The 20,426-nt window shown below is 72.6% G+C and carries 21 protein-coding genes; 6 read left to right on the plus strand and 15 right to left on the minus strand.

What is annotated here, in order from left to right; translation table 11 throughout:
• Nucleotides 1-132 precede the first annotated feature (132 nt).
• Nucleotides 133-1,272, plus strand: coding sequence for an NAD(P)/FAD-dependent oxidoreductase (locus ABD978_RS33320; RefSeq protein ID WP_345363629.1), 1,140 nt, complete (start codon nt 133-135; stop codon nt 1,270-1,272).
• Between the two features lie 9 nt (nt 1,273-1,281).
• Here the strand turns inward: ABD978_RS33320 and ABD978_RS33325 are convergent, their stop codons facing one another.
• Nucleotides 1,282-1,914, minus strand: a complete 633-nt coding sequence (locus ABD978_RS33325; RefSeq protein WP_345363631.1) for an MBL fold metallo-hydrolase — start codon at nt 1,912-1,914, stop codon at nt 1,282-1,284.
• Nucleotides 1,911-2,996 carry an S-(hydroxymethyl)mycothiol dehydrogenase gene (locus ABD978_RS33330; protein ID WP_345363632.1) on the minus strand — a complete coding sequence of 362 codons (1,086 nt, stop codon included), beginning with the start codon at nt 2,994-2,996 and terminating at the stop codon, nt 1,911-1,913. Before ABD978_RS33330 ends, ABD978_RS33325 begins: the two co-directional genes overlap by 4 nt.
• A 159-nt stretch (nt 2,997-3,155) precedes the next feature.
• Here ABD978_RS33330 and ABD978_RS33335 point away from each other — a divergent pair, with 159 nt between their 5' ends.
• Nucleotides 3,156-3,389: a hypothetical protein gene (locus tag ABD978_RS33335; protein ID WP_345363634.1), complete on the plus strand. Its 234-nt coding sequence runs from the start codon at nt 3,156-3,158 to the stop codon at nt 3,387-3,389.
• A gap of 10 nt (nt 3,390-3,399) precedes the next feature.
• On the opposite strand, the gene ABD978_RS33340 is transcribed toward ABD978_RS33335, so the two are convergent.
• Nucleotides 3,400-3,876 (minus strand): hypothetical protein, encoded by a 477-nt coding sequence (locus ABD978_RS33340; RefSeq protein WP_345363636.1) that lies wholly within the window; start codon nt 3,874-3,876, stop codon nt 3,400-3,402.
• A gap of 215 nt (nt 3,877-4,091) precedes the next feature.
• On the opposite strand from ABD978_RS33340, the gene ABD978_RS33345 reads away from it, so the two are divergent.
• Nucleotides 4,092-4,544, plus strand: a complete 453-nt coding sequence (locus ABD978_RS33345; protein WP_345363638.1) for a hemerythrin domain-containing protein — start codon at nt 4,092-4,094, stop codon at nt 4,542-4,544.
• A 245-nt stretch (nt 4,545-4,789) separates the two neighbouring features.
• On the plus strand, nt 4,790-5,200 hold the full coding sequence (locus ABD978_RS33350) for an STAS domain-containing protein (RefSeq protein ID WP_345363640.1): 411 nt from the start codon (nt 4,790-4,792) through the stop codon (nt 5,198-5,200).
• A gap of 98 nt (nt 5,201-5,298) precedes the next feature.
• On the opposite strand, the gene der is transcribed toward ABD978_RS33350, so the two are convergent.
• Together der and cmk are read right to left on the minus strand one after the other, a co-directional pair.
• Nucleotides 5,299-6,675 carry a ribosome biogenesis GTPase Der gene (der, locus tag ABD978_RS33355; protein ID WP_345363642.1) on the minus strand — a complete coding sequence of 459 codons (1,377 nt, stop codon included), beginning with the start codon at nt 6,673-6,675 and terminating at the stop codon, nt 5,299-5,301.
• A complete protein-coding gene (gene cmk / locus ABD978_RS33360) occupies nt 6,672-7,400 on the minus strand; it encodes a (d)CMP kinase (RefSeq protein ID WP_345363644.1) in 729 nt (242 codons plus the stop codon). Before cmk ends, der begins: the two co-directional genes overlap by 4 nt.
• A 211-nt stretch (nt 7,401-7,611) precedes the next feature.
• Between cmk and ABD978_RS33365 the strand changes: the two genes are divergently transcribed.
• Nucleotides 7,612-8,235 carry a GntR family transcriptional regulator gene (locus ABD978_RS33365; protein WP_345363646.1) on the plus strand — a complete coding sequence of 208 codons (624 nt, stop codon included), beginning with the start codon at nt 7,612-7,614 and terminating at the stop codon, nt 8,233-8,235.
• A 40-nt stretch (nt 8,236-8,275) separates the two neighbouring features.
• Complete coding sequence (locus ABD978_RS33370; RefSeq protein ID WP_345363648.1) at nt 8,276-9,589, plus strand: MFS transporter; 1,314 nt, start codon at nt 8,276-8,278, stop codon at nt 9,587-9,589.
• Nucleotides 9,590-9,647: 58 nt separating this feature from the next.
• Here the strand turns inward: ABD978_RS33370 and ABD978_RS33375 are convergent, their stop codons facing one another.
• The 10 genes from ABD978_RS33375 to ABD978_RS33420 form a co-directional block, all read right to left on the minus strand.
• Nucleotides 9,648-10,730, minus strand: a complete 1,083-nt coding sequence (locus ABD978_RS33375) for a prephenate dehydrogenase (RefSeq protein ID WP_345363650.1) — start codon at nt 10,728-10,730, stop codon at nt 9,648-9,650.
• A gap of 151 nt (nt 10,731-10,881) precedes the next feature.
• The gene (gene aroH / locus ABD978_RS33380; protein WP_345363652.1) at nt 10,882-11,250 is read right to left on the minus strand and encodes a chorismate mutase; all 369 of its coding nucleotides are present in this window, start codon (nt 11,248-11,250) and stop codon (nt 10,882-10,884) included.
• A gap of 39 nt (nt 11,251-11,289) precedes the next feature.
• Nucleotides 11,290-12,027: a pseudouridine synthase gene (locus tag ABD978_RS33385; protein WP_345363654.1), complete on the minus strand. Its 738-nt coding sequence runs from the start codon at nt 12,025-12,027 to the stop codon at nt 11,290-11,292.
• Nucleotides 12,024-12,683, minus strand: a complete 660-nt coding sequence (gene scpB / locus ABD978_RS33390) for an SMC-Scp complex subunit ScpB (protein ID WP_345363656.1) — start codon at nt 12,681-12,683, stop codon at nt 12,024-12,026. Before scpB ends, ABD978_RS33385 begins: the two co-directional genes overlap by 4 nt.
• Nucleotides 12,676-13,503 carry a segregation and condensation protein A gene (locus ABD978_RS33395; protein ID WP_345363658.1) on the minus strand — a complete coding sequence of 276 codons (828 nt, stop codon included), beginning with the start codon at nt 13,501-13,503 and terminating at the stop codon, nt 12,676-12,678. Before ABD978_RS33395 ends, scpB begins: the two co-directional genes overlap by 8 nt.
• A 177-nt stretch (nt 13,504-13,680) precedes the next feature.
• Nucleotides 13,681-14,502, minus strand: a complete 822-nt coding sequence (locus ABD978_RS33400; protein ID WP_425550793.1) for a ParA family protein — start codon at nt 14,500-14,502, stop codon at nt 13,681-13,683.
• 254 nt (nt 14,503-14,756) lie between these two features.
• On the minus strand, nt 14,757-15,668 hold the full coding sequence (xerD, locus tag ABD978_RS33405; RefSeq protein WP_345363660.1) for a site-specific tyrosine recombinase XerD: 912 nt from the start codon (nt 15,666-15,668) through the stop codon (nt 14,757-14,759).
• A 74-nt stretch (nt 15,669-15,742) separates the two neighbouring features.
• Entirely contained in the window at nt 15,743-16,390 is a 648-nt protein-coding gene (locus ABD978_RS33410; protein ID WP_345363662.1) for an NUDIX domain-containing protein, read from the minus strand.
• Nucleotides 16,387-18,045, minus strand: a complete 1,659-nt coding sequence (pyrG, locus tag ABD978_RS33415) for a CTP synthase (protein WP_345363664.1) — start codon at nt 18,043-18,045, stop codon at nt 16,387-16,389. The genes ABD978_RS33410 and pyrG overlap by 4 nt, the downstream gene beginning before the upstream one ends.
• 125 nt (nt 18,046-18,170) lie before the next feature.
• Nucleotides 18,171-20,267: a coiled-coil domain-containing protein gene (locus tag ABD978_RS33420; protein ID WP_345363666.1), complete on the minus strand. Its 2,097-nt coding sequence runs from the start codon at nt 20,265-20,267 to the stop codon at nt 18,171-18,173.
• Nucleotides 20,268-20,426 lie beyond the last annotated feature (159 nt).

Consider the following 20,426-nt stretch of genomic DNA (forward strand, 5'->3'; position numbering starts at 1 on the left):
CAGGCGACCAGCGACACGGACCGCGACCCGGAGGACGATGTTCGGGGCGACGTAGACGCAGGCCCGCCCCGGCGGGCGAGGTATGACGGCTGGAGGTCGGGGACGGTGTCGGAGGAGGGGAGCGGGTGGAGCATGCTTCGGTACGCGGTGATCGGCGGCGGGATCGTGGGAGCGGCCCTGGCGGATCGGCTGGCCGGGGAGGGGGCTTCGGTGACCCTCCTGGAGCAGGACCGGCCCGGCCGGGCGACCAGCAGGTGGAGCCTCGCCTGGCTCAACGCCGCCGCCAAGACTCCGGAGGCCTACCACCGGCTCAACGCCGACGGCATGCGCGCCTGGGCGCGGCTGGCCGCGGAACTGGACGGCGCCGCCTGGCACCGGCCGGTCGGGAACCTGCAGGTCGCCGACGCCGCGCGACGGGAGCAGGTCGAGGCCACGGTGGCCCGGGCGCGCGCGTGGGGGTACGCGGCACGCCTGGTCGACCGGGACGAGGCGGCCGGGATCGAACCCACGCTACGTCTGCCGGACGCGCCGGCGCAGGACCTGTCCCTCGCCTGGTTCCCGGAGGAGGGCTACCTGCTGACCGAGCCGCTGGTGGAGCGGCTGGTGGCGCGAGCCCGCCGGCACGGGGCCCGGGTGCGCACCGGCGACGCCGGGCGGGTCACCGAAATCGAGCGCTCCGGCGGGCGGGTCGCGGCGGTGCGCACCGCCGCGGGTGAACCCGTTCCCGCCGACGTCGTCGTCTGCTGCGCCGGGCGCTGGACCTCACGGGTCGCCGCGATGGCGGGGCTCCGCGTCCCGCTGGTCGATCCGGAGCCGCCGGGCTCGACAGCGCCGGGGTTCGTGGTGCGGGTCGGCCCGGTCGAGCACCCGCCGACGCGGGTCCTGCACACGCCCCGCGTGCACCTGCGCCCGCACGGCCCGGACACGGTGCACCTGGAGGCCGGGGACGTCACGGCCGACCTTCACACGCCCGACGCCGTTCAGCGGGAGCTGGCGGACACCCTCCTGGACCGGGCCCGGCTCGTCGTGCCGAGCCTCCGCGAGGCACGCGTCCAGGAGTACCGGGTGTGCGTGCGGCCGATGCCGGCCGACGGGATGCCGGTGGTGGGGGCGGTCGGAGCCGCCCCCGGCCTGTACGTCGTGGTGACGCACAGCGGCGTCACCCTCGCCGCGCGCCTCGCCGAACTCGCGGCCCGGGAGCTGCTGGAGGAGGTCCGGCTGCCGGAGCTGGAGCCCTACCGGAACGAGCGCTTCGCCGAGCAGGTCGGCTGAGCATCGCGGTCAGTGGCCGCGGGCGATCCACTCCTCCAGGTGCGGGGACTCCGCGCCGATCGTCGTGTCGTCGCCGTGACCGGTGTGGACGACCGTCTCCGGCGACAGGGTCAGCAGACGGCCGCGGATCGAGTCGATGATGGTCGGGAAGTCGGAGAACGACCGGCCGGTCGCGCCCGGGCCGCCCTGGAACAGGGTGTCGCCGGAGAACACCGCGCCCAGGGCCGGGGCGTGCAGGCAGACCGCGCCGGGGCTGTGGCCCGGCGTGTGCAGGACGGTCAGCTCGACGTCGGCGACCCGGATCGTCTCCCCGTCGGCCAGGTCCGCGTCGGGCGCGCGGTCGGGATGGGTGAGATCCCAGAGCGGCCGGTCGGCCGGGTGCAGCAGGATCGGTGCTCCGGTGCGGGCGGCCAGGGCCGGGGCCGCGTCGACGTGGTCGTCGTGGGCGTGGGTGCAGACGATGGCGACCAGGCGGCGGTCGCCGACCGCCTCGGCGATCGCGTCGGCGTCGTGCGCCGCGTCGATGACCAGGGCCTCGGCGTCGTCGCCGATGATCCAGACGTTGTTGTCGACGTCCCAGGTGCCGCCGTCGAGCGAGAAGGTGCCCGAGGTGACGAGGTGGTCGAGGCGCGCGGTGGTCACAGCGTCACCACCGAACGCAGGACGTCGCCCCGCCCCATGCGCTCGAAGGCGCCCTCGACGTCGTCCAGCGGGATCGTCTCGGAGACGAAGGCGTCCAGGTCGAGCCGGCCCTGGAGGTACAGGTCGATCAGCATCGGGAAGTCCCGCGAGGGCAGGCAGTCGCCGTACCAGGAGGACTTCAGCGCGCCGCCGCGCCCGAACACGTCCAGGAGCGGCAGCTCGAGGCGCATCTCGGGCGTCGGGACGCCGACGAGGACGACCGTGCCGGCCAGGTCGCGCGCGTAGAAGGCCTGCTCGTACGTCTCGGGGCGGCCGACGGCGTCGATGACGACGTCGGCGCCGAAGCCGCCGGTCAGGTCGCGGATGGCCGCGACGGCGTCCGCGTCGCGGGAGTTGACGGTGTGCGTGGCCCCGAGCTTCTTGGCCTGGTCGAGCTTCCGGTCGTCCAGGTCCACGGCGATGATCTTCGCGGCACCGGCCAGCCGGGCGCCCGCGACGGCCGCGTTCCCCACGCCGCCGCAGCCGATCACGGCGACCGAGTCGCCGCGGCCCACTCCCCCGGTGTTGATCGCGGCGCCGAGACCCGCCATCACGCCACAGCCGAGCAGCCCCGCCGCGGCCGGTGCGGCGGCCGGGTCGACCTTCGTGCACTGGCCCGCGGCGACCAGGGTCTTGTCGGCGAACGCGCCGATGCCCAGGGCGGGTGAGAGCTCGGTACCGTCGGTCAGGGTCATCTTCTGCGCGGCGTTGTGCGTGTTGAAGCAGTACCACGGGCGGCCGCGCAGGCAGGCCCGGCACTGGCCGCAGACCGCGCGCCAGTTGAGGATGACGAAGTCACCGGGCGCGACATCGGTGACGCCCGCGCCGACCGACTCCACGATGCCCGCGGCCTCGTGGCCGAGCAGGAACGGGAACTCGTCGTTGATCCCGCCTTCGCGGTAGTGCAGGTCCGTGTGGCAGACCCCGCAGGCCTGCACCTTCACGACCGCCTCACCGGGGCCCGGGTCGGGCACGAGGATCGTCGTCGTCTCCACCGGTGCGCCTTTGGCCCGGGCGATGACTCCGCGTACTTCCTGTGCCATGCGTGCGTGTCCTTCCGGTACGGGGCCTGGTGCGGCCCGGTCGGCCTCGGGGGCTGTGCGCCGATCGTACGCGCGCCCGCCCCTCTTCCGGGCAGAGGGTTCCGCTGGCTGGAACGCCGTTGCCGGGGTGTCTGGTGATTTCAGGGGTAATGGGGTGGCATGACCCATCACCAGCGACACGGCAGCGACGAGGATCTCGTCGAGGAGCAGGGCGTCAACGCGGACCCGGCCACCGACGAGGAGACCGACACGGCTCCTGGCCACGGCACTCCCGGCAAGGCCGCACCGCCCGAGCCCGTCGACCTGCTCGCCGCGGAACCGGACCGCCGGGTCGGCCTCCCGGAGCAGCTACCCGGCTATCCGGGTCAGCAGCGATCGGTCGAGACGAGCTGACCCCCGGCCGTCACGGGCCGAAGATCGCCTCGGCGGTCTCGGTACGCAGTCCCTCCACGGTGTCGGCCTGACGGCGAGCGCGGGCGAGGAGCTCGTCGAGCTCCTCGGCGCTCAGCCGGTCATCGTGCTCGGCGACCGCCCGGAGCGTACGCCATCCCGAGGCCTTGCCCTCGATGCCGAGCCGCATGATCTCCAGCTCCAGCAGGTCGCTCAGCGGCGACCGGCCGGTCAGGTGCCCATTCGGCTTCAACCGCCCGATCTTCTCGGCGATCCAGCCCGCGCAGACCTTGTACTGCTGCGCCGACACGCCGAGGGCCCGCATGATCCGCAACAGCGCCGCACGGTCCTCGGCGATCTCCTCGGCGAGTTGCCGGAACATCACCCCGCTCTTCTTTCCCTTGTGCGCGCCGGCGCCCCGGCGGGCGAGCTCGACACCGGCGGTGGCGCCGGCCAGGTGATCGTTGAGATAGATGCCCAGAAGGTCCATGCCGGGTCTTGTGCCACGTGAACGGCCGTTTCATGCGTCCGCCGCCCGGGGCTCGCCGCCGCATGAGACGTCACGGGCCGCCCCTGCGGACACCGGCGGCGCTCACCCGGCGGCGCTCACCCGGCGGCACGGGGCGGTGACGCAGCAGGATTGAGCGGCGCTCGGTGGGTAAGGAGGGGGTCACTCACCGGCACGGAAACGAAGAGGAAGAGCGCATGGCCGACGTCGTCGAACTCATCACGCAGGATCACCGCACGTTGGAGGAGCTGTTCGACGAGCTGCAGAAGGACACCGAGCGACGCCCCGAGCTGCTCGACAAAGTGGCGGCGCTGCTGACCGCGCACTCGCGCGCCGAGGAGGAGCGGGTCTATCCGGTGGTGGCGAAGGACGCCGGGGAACGGGACGAGGCGGAGCACGGGACCGAGGAGCACCACGAGGCCGAGGACATGCTCGAGCGACTCCGCGCGATGCCTCCGGAGGGCAGGGAGTTCGAGGAGAGGCTCAAGGAGTTCATCGACGCGGTCAAGCATCATGTCGAGGAGGAGGAGAGCGACATCCTCCCCGCGCTCCGCGAGGCGGTCTCCGCCGAGCGCCTCCAGGAACTCGGCGCCGCCTTCGCCGAGCGTCGCCGGGAGGAGCTGACCGGCACCACGGCCGCTCGACGATGAACGAGGACGAGTTGGTCAAAGCGGTCGACGAGAAGCGCCAGGCCACCGCGCACAGCGATCACGGAGTCACCGGGAGCCGCCTACGGGAGGAACTCCGGACATAACCGCAGGTCAGTGGCTATTGAGGATTTTCTGCCCTCAAACCGGGTACATGGCTAGTCCCGACACAACGGCGCTGACTGCCGGTCAACCTGTCAGTTGGTGGCGTCGTCCCCGTTCCCGGCCAGCCGTGAGGTGGAATCTCGATGCGACATCTGTCCACGGTCGATCTCAAGGTGGAGCAGGTCTCCGGAGTGACCATCGTCCATTTCCCGCAAGAGGTCGACGCGGTCAACGCCGCGGCGATCCGGGAGCGCGTACTCCGGCTCCTCAACAACGGGGTGACGGAGATGCTCCTGGACCTGACCGGCACGAGGTTCCTCGACTCGGCGGGCGTCCACATCATCGTGCGGGCCCACGGCCGCAGCACCGCCCTGCGCGTTCCCCTGTCCGCCGCGATTCCGGAGGAGGGCACCGTACGGCGGGTCTTCGAGCTGACGGGGCTGTCGCGGCTCGTTCCGACCACCATCGGCCTGCCCCGCTCGGCGGGCCCGGCGGCGTCCCGGTCGTGCTCGACCGCCAGGGCCCGCGGACGCGGCCGTAAGCCGCGGCGGTGACCCGGCCGCCGGTCCCGGCCGGCCCGCCCCGGCCGGGACCGGCGGCCGGGGGCGGTGCGCCGCCCGAGCGGGCGGCCCGGGTCACTTCCGCCGGCGCCTCACTTCCGCGGACGCTTCTCCCGGATCTTCATGCTGATCTCGATCGGAGTGCCTTCGAAGCCGAAGTCCTCCCGCAGCCGCCGCTCGACGAAGCGGCGGTAGCCGACCTCCAGGAACCCGCTCGTGAACAGCACGAACTTCGGCGGCTGCACACTCGCCTGCGTGGCGAACAGGATCTTCGGCTGCTTGCCGCCGCGTACGGGGTGCGGCCGGGCGGCGACCAGGTCGGACATGAAGGAGTTGAGCCGGGCCGTCGGCACCCGCTCGCCCCAGCCCGCCAGCGCCGTGTCGATGGCCGGGACCAGCTTCTCCACGTGCCGGCCCGTACGAGCCGAGATGTTGACGCGCGGGGCCCAGCGGGCGTGGTGCAACTGCCGGTCGATCTCGCGGTCGAGGAAGTGCCGGCGCTCCTCGTCCACCAGGTCCCACTTGTTGTACGCCAGGACGAGCGCGCGGCCGGACTCGATCACCATGGAGATGATCCGCAGATCCTGCTCCGTGAGCGGCTCGCTGGCGTCCACGAGCACGACCGCGACCTCGGACCGCTCCAGCGCCGAGCGAGTGCGCAGTGTCGCGTAGAAGTCGGCGCCCTGGGACTCGCGGGCGCGGCGGCGGATGCCGGCGGTGTCGATGAACCGCCAGGTCTCGCCGCCCAGCTCGATGAGCTCGTCGACCGGGTCGCGGGTCGTGCCGGCGACCGAGTCGACGACGACGCGGTTCTCTCCCGCCAGCTTGTTGAGCAGGCTGGACTTGCCGACGTTCGGCCGGCCGAGCAGCGCGATGCGCCGCGGGCCGCCTGCGGCGCCGTACGTCTCCGGCGGCGCCTCCTCGGGCAGTGCCTCCAGAACGGCGTCGAGCAGGTCGCCGCTCCCCCGCCCGTGCAGGGCGGAGACGGGCAGCGGCTCGCCGAGGCCGAGCGACCACAGGACGGTCGCGTCCGCCTCGGCCCGGGCGTCGTCGACCTTGTTGGCGGCCAGGATGACCGGTTTCTTGGCCCGCCGCAGGACGTCGGCGACGGCCTCGTCGGTGTCGGTGGAGCCGACCGTGGCGTCCACGACGAACAGGACCGCGTCGGCGGCGTCGACGGCTAGCCGCGCCTGGTCGGCGACGGCGGCCGCGAGGCCCTCGGCGTTCGGCTCCCAGCCGCCCGTGTCGACGACGGTGAAGCGCCGTCCGCTCCAGGCGGCGTCGTACGCCACCCGGTCCCGGGTCACACCGGGAACGTCCTCCACGACCGCCTCACGGCGGCCCAGGATGCGGTTGACCAGCGTGGACTTGCCGACATTCGGCCGGCCGACGACGGCCACGACCGGCGGCGGCGCGACGTCGTGCTCGACGGCGACGTCGATCGCCTCGGCGTGCTGGAATTCACTCACTCGTCTCGCTCCTCGTGCGGCGGCTCACCCGTACGGGAGCGCGCCTGTGACGCCGAATCGCCGTCGGCGGCGGCGAGGTGCTTACGCGCGATGCGCAGCACCTCCTCGATGACCTCGTCGAGGCCGAGGCTGGTGGTGTCGACCTCGACCGCGTCCGCCGCCTGCGCGAGCGGGTCGACCTTGCGGGTGGAGTCGAGGCGGTCGCGGCGGGCCAGATCGGCCTGGGTCGCGGTGATCGTGACCCCGGTGAGCTCGGCGTTGCGGCGCTGCGCCCGCGCCTCGGCACTCGCGGTCAGGTAGATCTTGACCTGGGCGTCGGGGGCGACGACGTTGCCGATGTCGCGGCCCTCCACGACGATGCCGCCCGCACCGATGATCTCCCGCTGCAGGGCGACGAGACGCTCACGGACGGCGGGTACGGCGGCGACGGCGCTGACCGCACCGGTGACCTCCGAGCCCCGGATCGGGCCGGACACGTCGACGCCGTCGACCGTGATCGTCGGCGCGTCCGGGTCCGTACCGGAGGCCAGCACGGGCTCGGCGGCCCGGGCCGCGACCGCGGCGGGGTCCTCGACCGGGACGCCCTCGCGCAGCATCCACCAGGTCATGGCGCGGTACATCGCGCCCGTGTCGAGATAGCGCAGCCCGAGGGCGCGCGCCACGCCTTTGGAGACGCTGGACTTACCCGACCCGGAGGGACCGTCCATGGCGATGACGAGCGTCACGTTCGCTTCCTTATCTGCCTTTTTCGCATAACCGACCGGCCAACGTCTGAGGCTACCGGTCTCGGGCCCCCGTCGTGGCCGCCCGGCCCACTCGCGACGGCCCGGCGGCCGCCGCGTTCCCATCGCATACGGCCGCACGCGCGCCGGGCACCGGGTGGGGCCTCGCCCCGGACAGGGGCCCCTGCGAGCTTGTATGTAACATAGATACAAGATGACCTCAGCCACCTCCCGGGCCTACGACCACGTCAAGCAGGCCATCCTCGACCGCGCTTACCCGGGTGGCGCGCTGCTCAGCGAGGGTGAGATCGCGTCCGCGGTCGGGGTGTCCCGTACGCCCGTGCGCGAGGCGCTGCTCCGCCTGGAGACCGAGGGGCTGGTCCGGCTCTATCCCAAGCGCGGCGCGCTGGTGCTGCCGGTCTCCGCCCAGGAGATCTCCGACGTCTTCGAGACCCGCGAGCTCGTGGAGACCTTCGCCGCCGGCAAGGCGACCCTCGGCCCGGACCGGATCGACGAGCTGGCCGGGTGGCTCGAGGCGATGCGCACCCACGCCGCCGGCGGGGACGCCCGGGAATTCGCGCGCGCGGACCGTTGTTTCCACCGAACAATGGTCGCTGCGGCGGGTAACGAGATCATTACCCAGCTCTACGACGCGCTGCGCGACCGTCAGCTGCGCATGGCGCGGTTGACGGCCGACGATCCGGACCGTACGGCGACCGCGATCCAGGACCACGCCGAGATCCTCGAGGCCGTGCGAACCGGCGACCGCGAGCGGATCCGCGCCGCGGTCCACCGTCACCTCCACACCGCGGTGACGGCCTTGCGCGGGCACGCGTGAGCGCCATATCGATCAAGGCACCACCGAAAGGCTCCCCCCGTTGAAACCCGCGGTTCTGACCGTCCCCGCCGAAGCGTCCGCACCGCGGCCTCCCTCCCACCCGCTCGGCGGACGCCGCGCCTGGACCGTCTGGGGCGTCGCCGCGCTGGCCTACCTGATCGCCTTCTTTCACCGGACCAGCCTCGGCGTCGCCTCGCTCGCCGCCCAGCAGCGCTTCGGCGTCGGCGCGACCGCGCTGTCGATGTTCGTGATCCTGCAGCTCGGCGTGTACCTGGTGATGCAGATCCCGGGCGGGCTGATGGCCGACCGGTTCGGACCACGCCGCATGATCGGCGCGGCCCTCGTCATCATGGCGCTCGGTGAGGCGGTGTTCGCGTTCGCGAGCTCGATGCCGCTGGCGATCACCGGCCGGGTGCTGGTCGGACTGGGCGACGCGATGACGTTCCTCAACCTCATCCGCCTGATCGCCGCCTGGTTCCCCCGCCGTCGGTTCGCGTTGCTCACCGCGATGACCGCGATGATCGGGTCGCTCGGCCAGGTCGTCGGCACGGTGCCGCTGTCCGCCGGGCTGCACGCGTACGGGTGGACGAAGACGTTCCTCGGGATCTCGGTGATCAGTGCCGCGATGGCGGTCGTCGTGTGGCTGTGGGTGCGCAACCACCCGGGCGCTCCCGTGGAACGCTCCATCTCCCTCTCCGAGTCCGGCGCGGAATCGAAGAAGGGCTCGGCGCTGGCCGACATCCGGGCGGTGTTCGGCACGCGCGGCACCCGCACGGGTCTGTGGACGCACTTCACCCTGTCGTCGTTCACCGTGCTGGCCACCCTGTGGGGCTACCCCTACCTGGTCAAGGGGCTCGGCATGGCGCCCGGAGCGGCCCGGCTCATCCTCACGCTCGGCGCGGCGACGCCCATGGTGGCCGCCCCGCTCCTCGGCTGGTTCGCCGGCCGCCGTCCCGACCTGCGCGGCCGGTTGATCATCTCGACCGTCATCACTCTCGCGGTCGCCTGGCTCGTCGCGATCACCTGGCCGGGCGGTCACCTGCCCGTTCCGCTGGCCCTGCTCCTCTTCCTGATCAACGCGGTCGGCAGCGCGGCCTCCATGCTCGCGTTCGACCTCGCGCGGGACGCGAACCCACCGGAGCGCGGCGGCCTCGCCTCGGGCATCGTCAACCTCGGCGGGTTCTCCCTGACCATCACCGGTCTGCTGACCGCCGGGGTCCTGCTGGACGCCACCGGCGGCGGTGGCTACGGCCCCGTCGCGTTCCAGGTGGCGTTCATCCCGATCACCGGCCTGGTCGTGATCGGCGCCATCCGCGTGACCCTGCTCCTGCGCCGGTCACGGCACAGCCGCTAGGGGTGTCCCACTGACCGGCGGCCTGGGCCGCCGGGTCGGGGGCAGCGCGGGGCGCCGGTCAGCCGGGAACGGACCAGCCGCGGGCCCGGAGCTCCTCGGCGAGCCGCTCGGCCGCCGCGGGATCGACGCTCAGCTCGACCACACCGACCGGACGGCCCGGCGAGTGCTCGATCGTGACGTCCTCGATGTTCACCCCGGCGACGCCCGCCGCCTGGAACAGCAGCGCCAGCTCACCGGGCCGGTCGGGGATGAGAACGGAGACGACGGTGTACGCGCCCGGCCGCCCGCCGTGCTTGCCGGGCAGCCGCCTGCGGCCCGCCCCACCGCGCTCCAGCAGGTCGGAGACGCCCGGCCCGGCCCCTTCGCGCAGCGCGGCGGCCACGGCCGTGAGGTCGGCGGCGACCTCGTCGATCACCTCCGCCACCGGCAGGGCGTTCGACCCGAGGATGCCGATCCACAGCTCCGGGTCGCCGGCCGCGATGCGGGTCACGTCGCGTACACCCTGGCCGGCGAGGCCGAGCGCGACCTTCGGTGCGCGCCGCAGACGGGCGGCGACCGCGGCGGACACGACGTGCGGCGCGTGGGAGACCAGCGCGACGGCCTGGTCGTGCTCCTCGGCGTCCACGACGACGGTCTGCGCCCCGCACTCCCGCGCCAGGGCCGTCACGGTCTCGACGGCGGCCGGGTCGGTGCCGTCCGTCGGGCACAGCGCCCACGGCCGGCCGAGGAACAGGTCGGCCCGCGCGGCGGCGGGCCCGGACCGCTCGCTGCCGGCCAGCGGGTGCCCGGCGACGTAGCAGGCCAGGTCGCAGCCCAGCTCGGCGGCCTCCCGCAGGGGCCGGGCCTTGACGCTCGCCACGTCCGTGTAGAAGCGGGCCAGGTTCCGTTTCTGCGCGTCCAGGAGGGTGGCCGCGACCGCCGCGGGAGGGACCGCCAGGACCGCCACGTCGGCCGGTCCGTCACCGTCGCGCAGCGGCGTCCCGGCGCCGAGCTCGGCCGCCAGGCGTACGGAGGCCGGGTCGCGGTCGGCGAGCGACACGTCGACGCCGCGCTCCCGCAGCGCGAGGGCCACGGACGTGCCGATCAGTCCGGTACCGATAACGACGATCCGCCGCAATCCGCCGATCAGTCTCACCTCCACACGAGCTACCAGCGTATCGACTCCGCCGCCCGCCCGACCCGGTGATCAAGCACGTCGAGGCGTCCCCCGCCCGCCTCCGGGAACCCCGGAGGCGCGGAGTACGCCTCGCCGTGACACGCCGATCCCGGCCCGGTCCGCCGGGAGCCGAGCGCTATTGGACGATGTCGAGCCGCAGGGCCACGGCCCCGCGCAGGTAGACGTGCTGGATCTCCGAGCGCGGCCGGTCCGTCTCGACGTAGGCCATCAGCCGGATCACGCGCGGCAGCGCGTGCGGTACGTCGATCTCGGTCGCGCACAGCAGCGGGACCTCGTTGAACCCCAACTTGCGCGCCGCCAGCGCCGGGAACTCCGCGGTGAGGTCCGGGGTGGCGGTGAAGATGACGCTGATGACGTCGTCGGTCGTCAGGGAGTTCCGGGTCATCACCTCGGCGACCAGCTCGCCCGTCGCCTCGAGGATCTGATCCCGGTCGTTGTCGTCGATCTGCGTGGCACCGCGTACCGCACGTACTGCTCGTCCCATGAAACCTCTCTCGAAATCCGCGCCGGTGAACGGTACGCGCTACAGCTCGACGGCGGCGTACAGCTCGCCGATCTCCTTGGTGGTCAGCGCGCGGATCGTGCCGGACTTGAGCCGACCGAGCTTGATCGGGCCGAACTCCGTTCGCGCCAGCTGCTGGACCGGGTAGCCGACCTCCGCCAGCAGACGCCGGACGATGTGCTTGCGCCCCTCGTGGAGCGTCACCTCGACCAGTACGCGCTTGCCGACCTGGTCGAAGATCCGGAACGCGTCCGCCTTGGCGAACCCGTCCGCGAGCTCGACGCCCTTCTTCAGCTTGCGGCCGAGGTCGCGCTCGATCGGGCCGTGCACCTCGGCGAGGTAGGTCTTGCTGACGCCGTACCGCGGGTGCATCAGCCGGTTGGCCAGCTCCCCGTCGTTGGTGAGCAGGATCAGGCCCTCGGTGTCGGTGTCGAGCCGTCCGACGTGGTAGAGACGCTCGGGAACGTCCCCGACGTACTCGGCGAGGGTCTTACGCCCGCGCGGGTCCGACATCGTGCTGACGATGCCCCTGGGCTTGTTCAGGGCGTAGTACCGCAGCTCGGTGCGGGTCGGGATCCGCTTGCCGTCGACGTGGATCACGGCGGTCTCCGGATCGACGCGAGCGCCGAACCACGTCACCTTCTCACCGTCCACGCTGACCCGGCCCGCGGCGATCAGGTCCTCACAGGCGCGCCGGCTGGCGATGCCCGCGTCGGCGAGCACCTTCTGGAGTCGCACGCCCTCATTCGTCTGGTTCACTGCTGGAGTTCCTCTATGCCTTCCACGTCGTCAGGTAGGTACGGGGCGAGATCGGGCAGCTCCTCCAGGCTGTTGAGACCCAGCCGCTCGAGGAAGTAACCGGTCGTACGGTAGAGCACCGCCTGGTGCTCCGGGTCGTGGCCGGCCTCCTCGATGAGGCCCCGCAGGGTCAGCGTGCGGATCACACCGTCGCTGTTGACCCCGCGGATGGCCGAGACCCGTGCCCGGCTCACCGGCTGGCGGTACGCGACCACGGCGAGCGTCTCCAGTGCGGCCTGGGTCAGGCGGGCCTGCTGGCCGTCCCGGACGAACCGCTCGACGAGCGGCGCGCAGACGTCACGCGTGTAGAAGCGCCATCCACCGGCGATCTCTCTCAGGTCGAACCCGCGTTCCTGGGCGGTGTATTCCGCCGCCAGCTCGCGTAGTGTCGCGGCGACCTCGTGGCGGGGCCGTTCGAGGATCTGGGCGAGCGTGACCTCGGGCACCGGCTCGTCGACGACCAGCAGGATCGCCTCCAGCCCCGCCCGCAGCGACGGCTCGGCCTGCTGCGGGTCCTCGCCGTACGGCTCCGCCGGGTCCTGAGTCCCGTCGTACGGGATCTCGTCGTGCGGCCCGCCCGGCGTCGTCTCGGGCTCGTGGGGCGGCGTGTCAGTCATCGTCGTCGGACTCCGTCGGTCGGCCGGTGTAGTCGTCGCCGACCTTGATCTCACCGTCGGCGGCTCCGGTCCACGTGACGTGCAGCTCGCCGAGAGGCTCGTCCTGCTCGAAGGCGACGGCCTTCTCACGGTAGAGCTCCAGGAGGGCCAGGAACCGGGCGACGACCTCGAAAGTGCCCGCGCAGTCGGCGGTCAGGACCTGGAAGGTCGCGCGCTCCAGCTTACGCAACCGCTCCACGAGGATGCTCGCCTGCTCCCGCACACTGGCCTGAGGCGCGTACATGTGCTCGATGGACACGGTCGGCGGGCGCTTCGGCGCGAGGGTACGGGCGGCCAGGCCCGCGAACGCCTCCGGACCCAGGCCGAGCAGCACCTCGGGCAGCAGGTTGGCGAACTTCGGCTCCATCGGGACCATGCGCGGGAAGCGCCGCGACTCGGCCGCGATCCGCCCGGCGAACAGCCCGGCGATCTCCTTGTAGGCGCGGTACTGCAGGAGCCGCGCGAACAGCAGGTCGCGGGCCTCGAGCAGCGCCAGGTCCTCTTCGTCCTCGACCTCGCCGGACGGGAGGAGCCGGGCTGCCTTGAGGTCCAGGAGCGTGGCGGCGACGAGCAGGAAGTGGCTGGCCTGGTCCAGGTCCCAGTCGCGGCCGTGCGACCGGATGTAGGCGATGAACTCGTCGGTGACCTTGTGCAGCGACACCTCGGTGATGTCGAGCTTGTGCTTGGAGATCAACCCGAGCAGCAGGTCGAACGGCCCCTCGAAGTTGTCCAGGTGGACCCGGAAACCACCGTCCTGCTCTTCGGTCGCCGGCTCGTCCACCTCGTCAACGGTAGTCGAGGTCACGGACTCCCCCGCGACGCCGTCGCGGCGCGTGCGGCTCGGGACGGGGCACCTCGACGACCGGCCGCGGGCGGTCGACGGCCGCGGCCGAGCGGTTCCTCCGGCGGGCGGCCGCGCGGGAGTGAGCGCCCGGGCGGGCGGCCGCGGAGGACGGCGTCACTCGGCGTGCTGCCACCTCTGCAGCACCTCCTTGGCCAGCTCCCGGTAGGCGTTCGCGCCCATGGACGACGGGTCGAACCGGGTGATGGGCTCGCCGACGACCGTCGCGTCCGGGAATCGGACCGTGCGGTTGATGACCGTGTGGAAGACCTTCTCGCCGAACGCCTCCACGATCCGGCCGAGCACCTCGCGGGTGTGCAGGGTGCGCGAGTCGTACATGGTGGCCAGGAAGCCGTCGATGCTCAGCTCGGGGTTGAGCCGGGCCTTGACCTTCTCGATCGTCTCCATGAGCAGCGCGACGCCGCGCATGGCGAAGTACTCGCACTCCAGGGGCACGAGGACGCCCTCGCTGGCGGCGAGCGCGTTGACGGTCAGCAGGCCGAGCGACGGCTGACAGTCGATCATGATGTAGTCGTAGTCGTCGGTGACCGGCTTGAGCAGGCCGCCGAGGATGTACTCCCGGCCGACCTCGTGGACGAGCTGGACCTCCGCGCCGGACAGGTCGATGTTGCTGGGCAGCAGGTCCATGCCCTCGACGCTGGTCGGCAGGATGACCTCTTCGGTCTCCACGCCCTGCTCCATGAGCAGGTTGTAGATCGTCAGGTCGAGCTGGCGCGGGTCGCCCTTGCCCAGGCCGACCGACAGCGCCCCCTGCGGGTCGAAGTCGACGAGCAGCACCCGGCGGCCCTGCTCCGCGAGTGAGGCACCGAGGTTGATCGTGGTCGTCGTCTTGCCGACGCCGCCCTTCTGGTTGCAGACCGAGACGATCCGGGCCGGCCCGTGCTCCTGCAGCGGCGGCGGATCGGGGAATGACGGAATGGGACGCTGCGTAGGGCCGAGTGGCGCTGCGTCACGCGGATCGGTCGCGATGGCGGTCGAGAGCGCCAACTCCGAACGTGCTCTCTCGTGCTCGCTGGGTTCAGTCACCAGCTCCTCGAACCTCCCCGGCGGCTGTGGTTTGCCGTAGATGGGGACTCTAGGGCCTGTCAATCAGGGCGGCAAGGCGGCGCACCGCGAACGCCGCCGTGTCGCGGACCTGCGGGACGCCGTCGAACGCCGCCCTTTCGGCCTGCTCACGCCAGTGCGCGCGGATGCGCCGACGCATAGACCTCGCGGAGCCGGTCGACGGTGACCAGGGTGTAGACCTGGGTCGTGGTCACTGACGCGTGGCCCAGCAACTCCTGCACCACCCTAACGTCGGCGCCGCCGTCGAGCAGGTGGGTCGCGAAAGAATGCCGCAGCGTGTGCGGGGAGACGTCCCTCAGCCCGGCGCGGCCCGCCGCCGACCGCAGCGTCGACCAGGCGCTCTGGCGCGACAGCCGTCCGCCACGGGCGTTGAGGAACAGCGCGGGTCCGCCCTGGCCCCGGACGTTGAGCGTCGGCCGGGCCCGTACGAGGTAGGCCTCCAGGGCCTCACGGGCGTACCGGCCGACCGGGACGACGCGGTCCTTGTCGCCCTTGCCGCGCAGCAGGACCACGGCGTCGTCCAGGTCGACGTCGTCCACGGCCAGGCCGACCGCCTCGGAGATGCGGGCGCCGGTGCCGTACAGCAACTCGAGCAGCGCGCGGTCGCGCATCCCCCGCGGCGTGTCCGACGGGCCGGCCGCCGCGAGGAGCCGCTCGACCTCCGCGATGCCGATGGCCTTCGGCAGCCGGCGCGGCGGCACGGGCGGCCGGACGTCCCGTGCCGGGTCGGCCGCCGACATGCCCTCGCGCACCGCGAACCGGTGCAGGCCGCGCACGGCGACGACGGCGCGGGCCGCGGAGCCGGCCGCGAGCGGCGGGTGCGCCTCGTCGCCCTCCCGCAGCGCCGCCAGGAAGGACACGACGTCGTCCTCCCCGACCTGGCCGATCGCCGTACGGCCGCGGGCGGTCAGGGCGTCGACGTAGCGGCGCAGGTCACGCCGGTATGAGCTCAACGTGTTGGCGGCCAGGCCGCGCTCGACCGCGAGATGGTCGAGGTAGGCCCGGACCTGCGCCTGCAACGATCGTCCGACCTCTTCACCGGCGGCGGATATCAGCGCGGCACCTCATCCCGACGAGTCGTGGCGGACGCGGGTCACCACTCGGGGGCGTCGGGTGCGCGTAGGTCGCGGAAGCCCGTGGCCCGGGCGGCGTAGACCGACAAGATACCCATGACGGCGAGGGGATTGTGGACCTGTCCCCGGCGTACCGCGGCGACCGCCTCGTCGAGGGGCACCCACGCGACCGGCATGTCCGCCTCCTCGTGGACCCGCTCGAAGTCGTTCTCCCCCTCGGGGATCTCGCTGAGCCCACGGGCGAGGAAGAGCCGCGTCCGCTCGTTCGTCATGCCCGGTGACGTGCACGCGTCCAGGAGCGTGTGCCACTCGCGGGCGCGGTAGCCGGCCTCCTCGGCCAGCTCGCGCTCCGCCGTGCGCCACAGCGGCTCGCCCTCGACGTCGCGCAGCCCGGCCGGCGGCTCCCACAGCAGGTACCCGACGGGGTGGCGGTACTGCCGCAGCAGCAGGATCCGCTCCTTCTCGTCCAGGCAGATCACGCCCACGGATCCCGGGTGCACGACGATGTCGCGCTCGACCACCTCGGAGTCGTCGCCCTTCGGCATCCGGACCCGGTCGGTGCGCACCTCGATGATCGCGCCTGTGAACCGTGACTCGCCGCCCACGGTCTCCCAGCGGCACGGCTCGTCGGCGACGCCGCCGTCCGCGCCGGTCGCACCGCCGGTCACCGGTCCGCCGCCTCGCCGAGCGCGGCCGCGACGAGGCCGGCGAACAGCGGGTGCGCCCGGGTCGGCCGGGACCGGAACTCCGGGTGGGCCTGGGTGGCGACGTAGAACGGGTGCCGGTCGCGCGGCAGCTCGGCGTACTCCACGAGGCGCCCGTCCGGGGAGAGGCCGGAGAAGACGACCCCCGCCGCCGTCAGCTCCTCGCGGTAGGCGTTGTTGACCTCGTAGCGGTGCCGGTGGCGCTCCTCGACCTTGGCCGCGCCGTACAGCCCGCGGACCAGCGAGCCCTCGGCGAGGTCGGCCGGGTACAGGCCGAGCCGCATCGTGCCGCCCATGTCGCGTTCGCCGGCGACGACGTCGACCTGGTCGGCCATCGTGGCGATCACCGGGTCGGCGGCCTTCTCGTCGAACTCGGCGCTGTTGGCGCCGTCGATGCCGGCCAGGGAGCGCGCCGCCTCGATGACCATGCACTGCAGGCCGAGGCAGATGCCCAGCGTGGGGATGCGGTTCTCGCGGGCGTAGCGGGCGGCCGCGACCTTGCCCTCGATGCCGCGCACGCCGAAGCCGCCGGGGATCAGGACGCCGTCGACGCCGCCGAGCTCGCGCGCCGCGCCCTGCGGCGTCTCGCAGTCGTCGCTCTTGACCCAGCGGATCTTCACCCGGGTGTCGTTGGCGAACCCGCCGTGCCGCAGCGCCTCGGTCACCGACAGGTACGCGTCGGGCAGGTCGATGTACTTGCCGACCAGCGCGATCGTGACCTCATGGGCGGGGTGGTGGACGCGGTGCAGCAGGTCGTCCCACTGCTTCCAGTCCACGTCGCGGAACGGCAGGCCGAGACGGCGCACGACGTACGCGTCGAGGCCCTCGGTGTGCAGGACCTTGGGGATGTCGTAGATGCTGGGCGCGTCGACCGCCGAGACCACGGCGTCGGCGTCCACGTCGCACATCAGACTGATCTTGTTCTTCAGCCCCTGGGTGATCGGCCGGTCCGAGCGGCACACGATCGCGTCGGGCTGGATGCCGATGCTGCGCAGCGCGGCGACCGAGTGCTGCGTCGGCTTGGTCTTCAGCTCGCCGGACGGGCCGATGTACGGCAGCAGCGAGACGTGCAGGAAGAAGCAGTTGTCCCGGCCGATCTCGTGCCGGATCTGGCGCACGGCCTCCAGGAACGGCAGCGACTCGATATCGCCGACCGTGCCGCCGACCTCGGTGATGACCACGTCGATGTCGGGCCCGGCCATGCCGCGGATCCGGTCCTTGATCTCGTTGGTGATGTGCGGGATCACCTGCACGGTGTCGCCGAGGTACTCCCCGCGCCGCTCCTTGGCGATCACGTTGGAGTAGACCTGGCCGGTGGTGACGTTGGCCGAGCCGTGCAGCTCCGTGTCGAGGAACCGCTCGTAGTGGCCGACGTCGAGGTCGGTCTCGGCCCCGTCGTCTGTGACGAAGACCTCACCGTGCTGGAACGGGTTCATCGTCCCGGGGTCGACGTTGAGGTAGGGGTCGAGCTTCTGCATGGTGACGCGCAGACCGCGAAGGGTCAGCAGCCGCCCGAGGCTGGAGGCCGTCAGGCCTTTGCCGAGGCTCGAGGCGACACCGCCGGTGACGAAGAGATGCTTGGTGGCCCGGACGGACCCACCAATGACTGCCGAAGGCAAGAAAGACGCTCCCGTGGTCGTTGTCGCGGCGTTCACCGGCGTGGCGAACAACCGAATGTCCACGGGCCACCAGGATAACAGGCGACTCTCCTGGTGGCGTCCGCCGATCCGGCGTCGAAGAGACGTCAGCGGTAGCCGGTCGCGTAGCTCCCGGTGGTGTTCGGCGTGCCGCCCTGGATCTGGCCGCTGAGCTCGTCGATGATCTTCCGGGCCTGGTCGGCGGCGGTGCGCGCCTGGTCCCGCTCGGTGGAGAGGGCGGCCAGGGCGTCGCGCTGCTGGGTGACGGCCTCGGCGAGCTGGTCGACCCACTCCTCGCGTTCCTTCAGCTTCTGGGCGAGGGCGTCGCGCTCGGTGGCCGCCTGCCGGGCCGACGCGAGGGCCTGGTCGCGGTCGGAGGTGGCCTGCCGGGCGGACACGAGGGCCTGGTCGCGTTCGCGGGCGGCGTCATCGGCGCGACGCTGGGCCTGGTCACGGTCGCGCACGGCGTCCTCGGCGCGGCGCTGGGTCTGAGCCAGCTCCGACTGGGCCCGCGCCTGTCCCCGCTCGGCGAGATCCCGGCCGCTCTCGGCCTTGGTCGCCTGGTCCACCGCCCGGCGGCGCTCGACGTCGAGCTCCTGGGCGCGGCGGCGGGCGTCCTCGGCCTCCTTCGCCGACGCCGCCGCCGTCTGCTGCAGGGTCAGTGCCGCCGCCTCGAGCTCGGCGACCTTGGCCCGCAGGCCGGCCACCTCGATCTGCGCGGCCTCCAGGGTCTGGGACAGCTCGGCCGCGTGCTTGGAGATACGGTCGCGCTCGCCCTCGACGGCCTTGCGCACCGTCTGGGCCTCACCGGCGGAGCGGTGCGCCTCGTCGCGGTCCTCGCGCATCTGGTCGCGTTCGGTGAACGCCTGCCGGGCGGTGGCCTCCGCCTGCTCGGCCATCGCCCTGGCCTGGTCGGCGACCGCCTGAGCCTGTTCGGCGCCGGCCCGCGCCTGGTCGCGCTCGGTGAACGCCTGCCGCATCGCGGCCTCGGCCTGTTCGGTGGAGACCCGCAGCCGCTCGACCTCCTGCCAGGCCGACCCGGCCTCGCGCTGGGCGGCCTCCCGCTCGGCCATGAGCTGGCGCACGGCGGCCTCGGCCTGCTCGGCGCGCTGCTCGGCCTGGCGCGCCTGCGCCATGGCCTGGTCGGTCTCCTGGCGGGCGGTGACGGTCTCCCGCTGCGCCTGGTCACGCTCGGTCAGGGCCTGGCGCATCGCGGCCTCGGACTGCTCGGCCTGGGCGCGCGCCCGCAGCCCCTCCTGCCAGGCGGTCTGCGCCTCCTGCTGAGCCGTGTCCCGCTCGGAGATCGCCTGCCGCATCGCGGCCTCGGACTGCTCGACGCGCTGGCCCATCTCCTCGACCTGGCCGCGCATCCGGTCGACCTCCTGCAGGGCGGCGGCCGCGTCCTGCTTGGCGGCCTCCCGCTCGGCCATGAGGCCACGGGCGGTGGCCTCGGCCTGCTCCTTGGCCTGCCGCTCACCGAGCGTCTCCTGCTGCGCGGCGTCGCGCTCGGCCATGAGGCCACGGGCGGTGGCCTCGGCCTGCTCCTTGAGCTGCCGCTCACCGAGCGTCTCCTGCTGCGCGGCCTCGCGTTCGACCATCAGCTGCCGCGCCGCCGCCTCGGCGGCCTCCTTGGCCTGCCGCTCGGCCTGGGTCTCCTGCCGCGCCGCCGCGGTCTCCTGCCGGGCGCCGGCGGTCTCCTGCCGGGCGGCCGCGGCCTCCTGCTGCGCGGACTCACGCTCGGCCATCATCTGGCGGACGGCGGCCTCGGCCTGCTCGGCGCGCTGTTCCATCTGGTCGTGCGAGGCGCGGATGCGCTCGACCTCCTGCAGCGCGGAGGCGGCGTCCTGTTTCGCGGACTCGCGCTCGGCCAGCATCTGGCGCGCGGTGGCCTGCGCCTGCTGCACCTGGGTGCGCAGCCGCTCCACCTCCTGCCAGGCGGACGCGGCCTCCTGCTTGGCCGACTCGTGCTCGGCGCGCACGGCGGCGATCTGCGTCGCGGCGTCCTGCTTGGCCTCGGTGACCTTCTGCTCGCCCTGCGCGAGTGCGCCGGCGAGCATGTCGGCCATCTGCCTCAGCCGGTCGACCACCTCGGCCGGTTGGTCGGTGTCGTCAGGACGCGCCGGTGGGTTGGTGTTGTTCGGCGCCCACGACGACCCGGCGCCCTCCGCGGCATAGGAACCGCCCGAACCGTTGAGATCGCTCACATAGGGAACTCTAAGGGCGTCTCACCAAGCTGTCTGCCATGTCACGCAAGGTGTGGCGCATAACTCGTGATGATTTCGAGATCTACGCGAATCGATGCGTCACCCGTGACCAGCGGTTACGCACCGTGAGGCGGTTCGCGGTCACTCTGTGCGGTCGTC

It is taken from the genome of Actinoallomurus liliacearum (genome assembly GCF_039542035.1).
Classification (GTDB): Bacteria; Actinomycetota; Actinomycetes; order Streptosporangiales; family Streptosporangiaceae; genus Actinoallomurus; species Actinoallomurus liliacearum.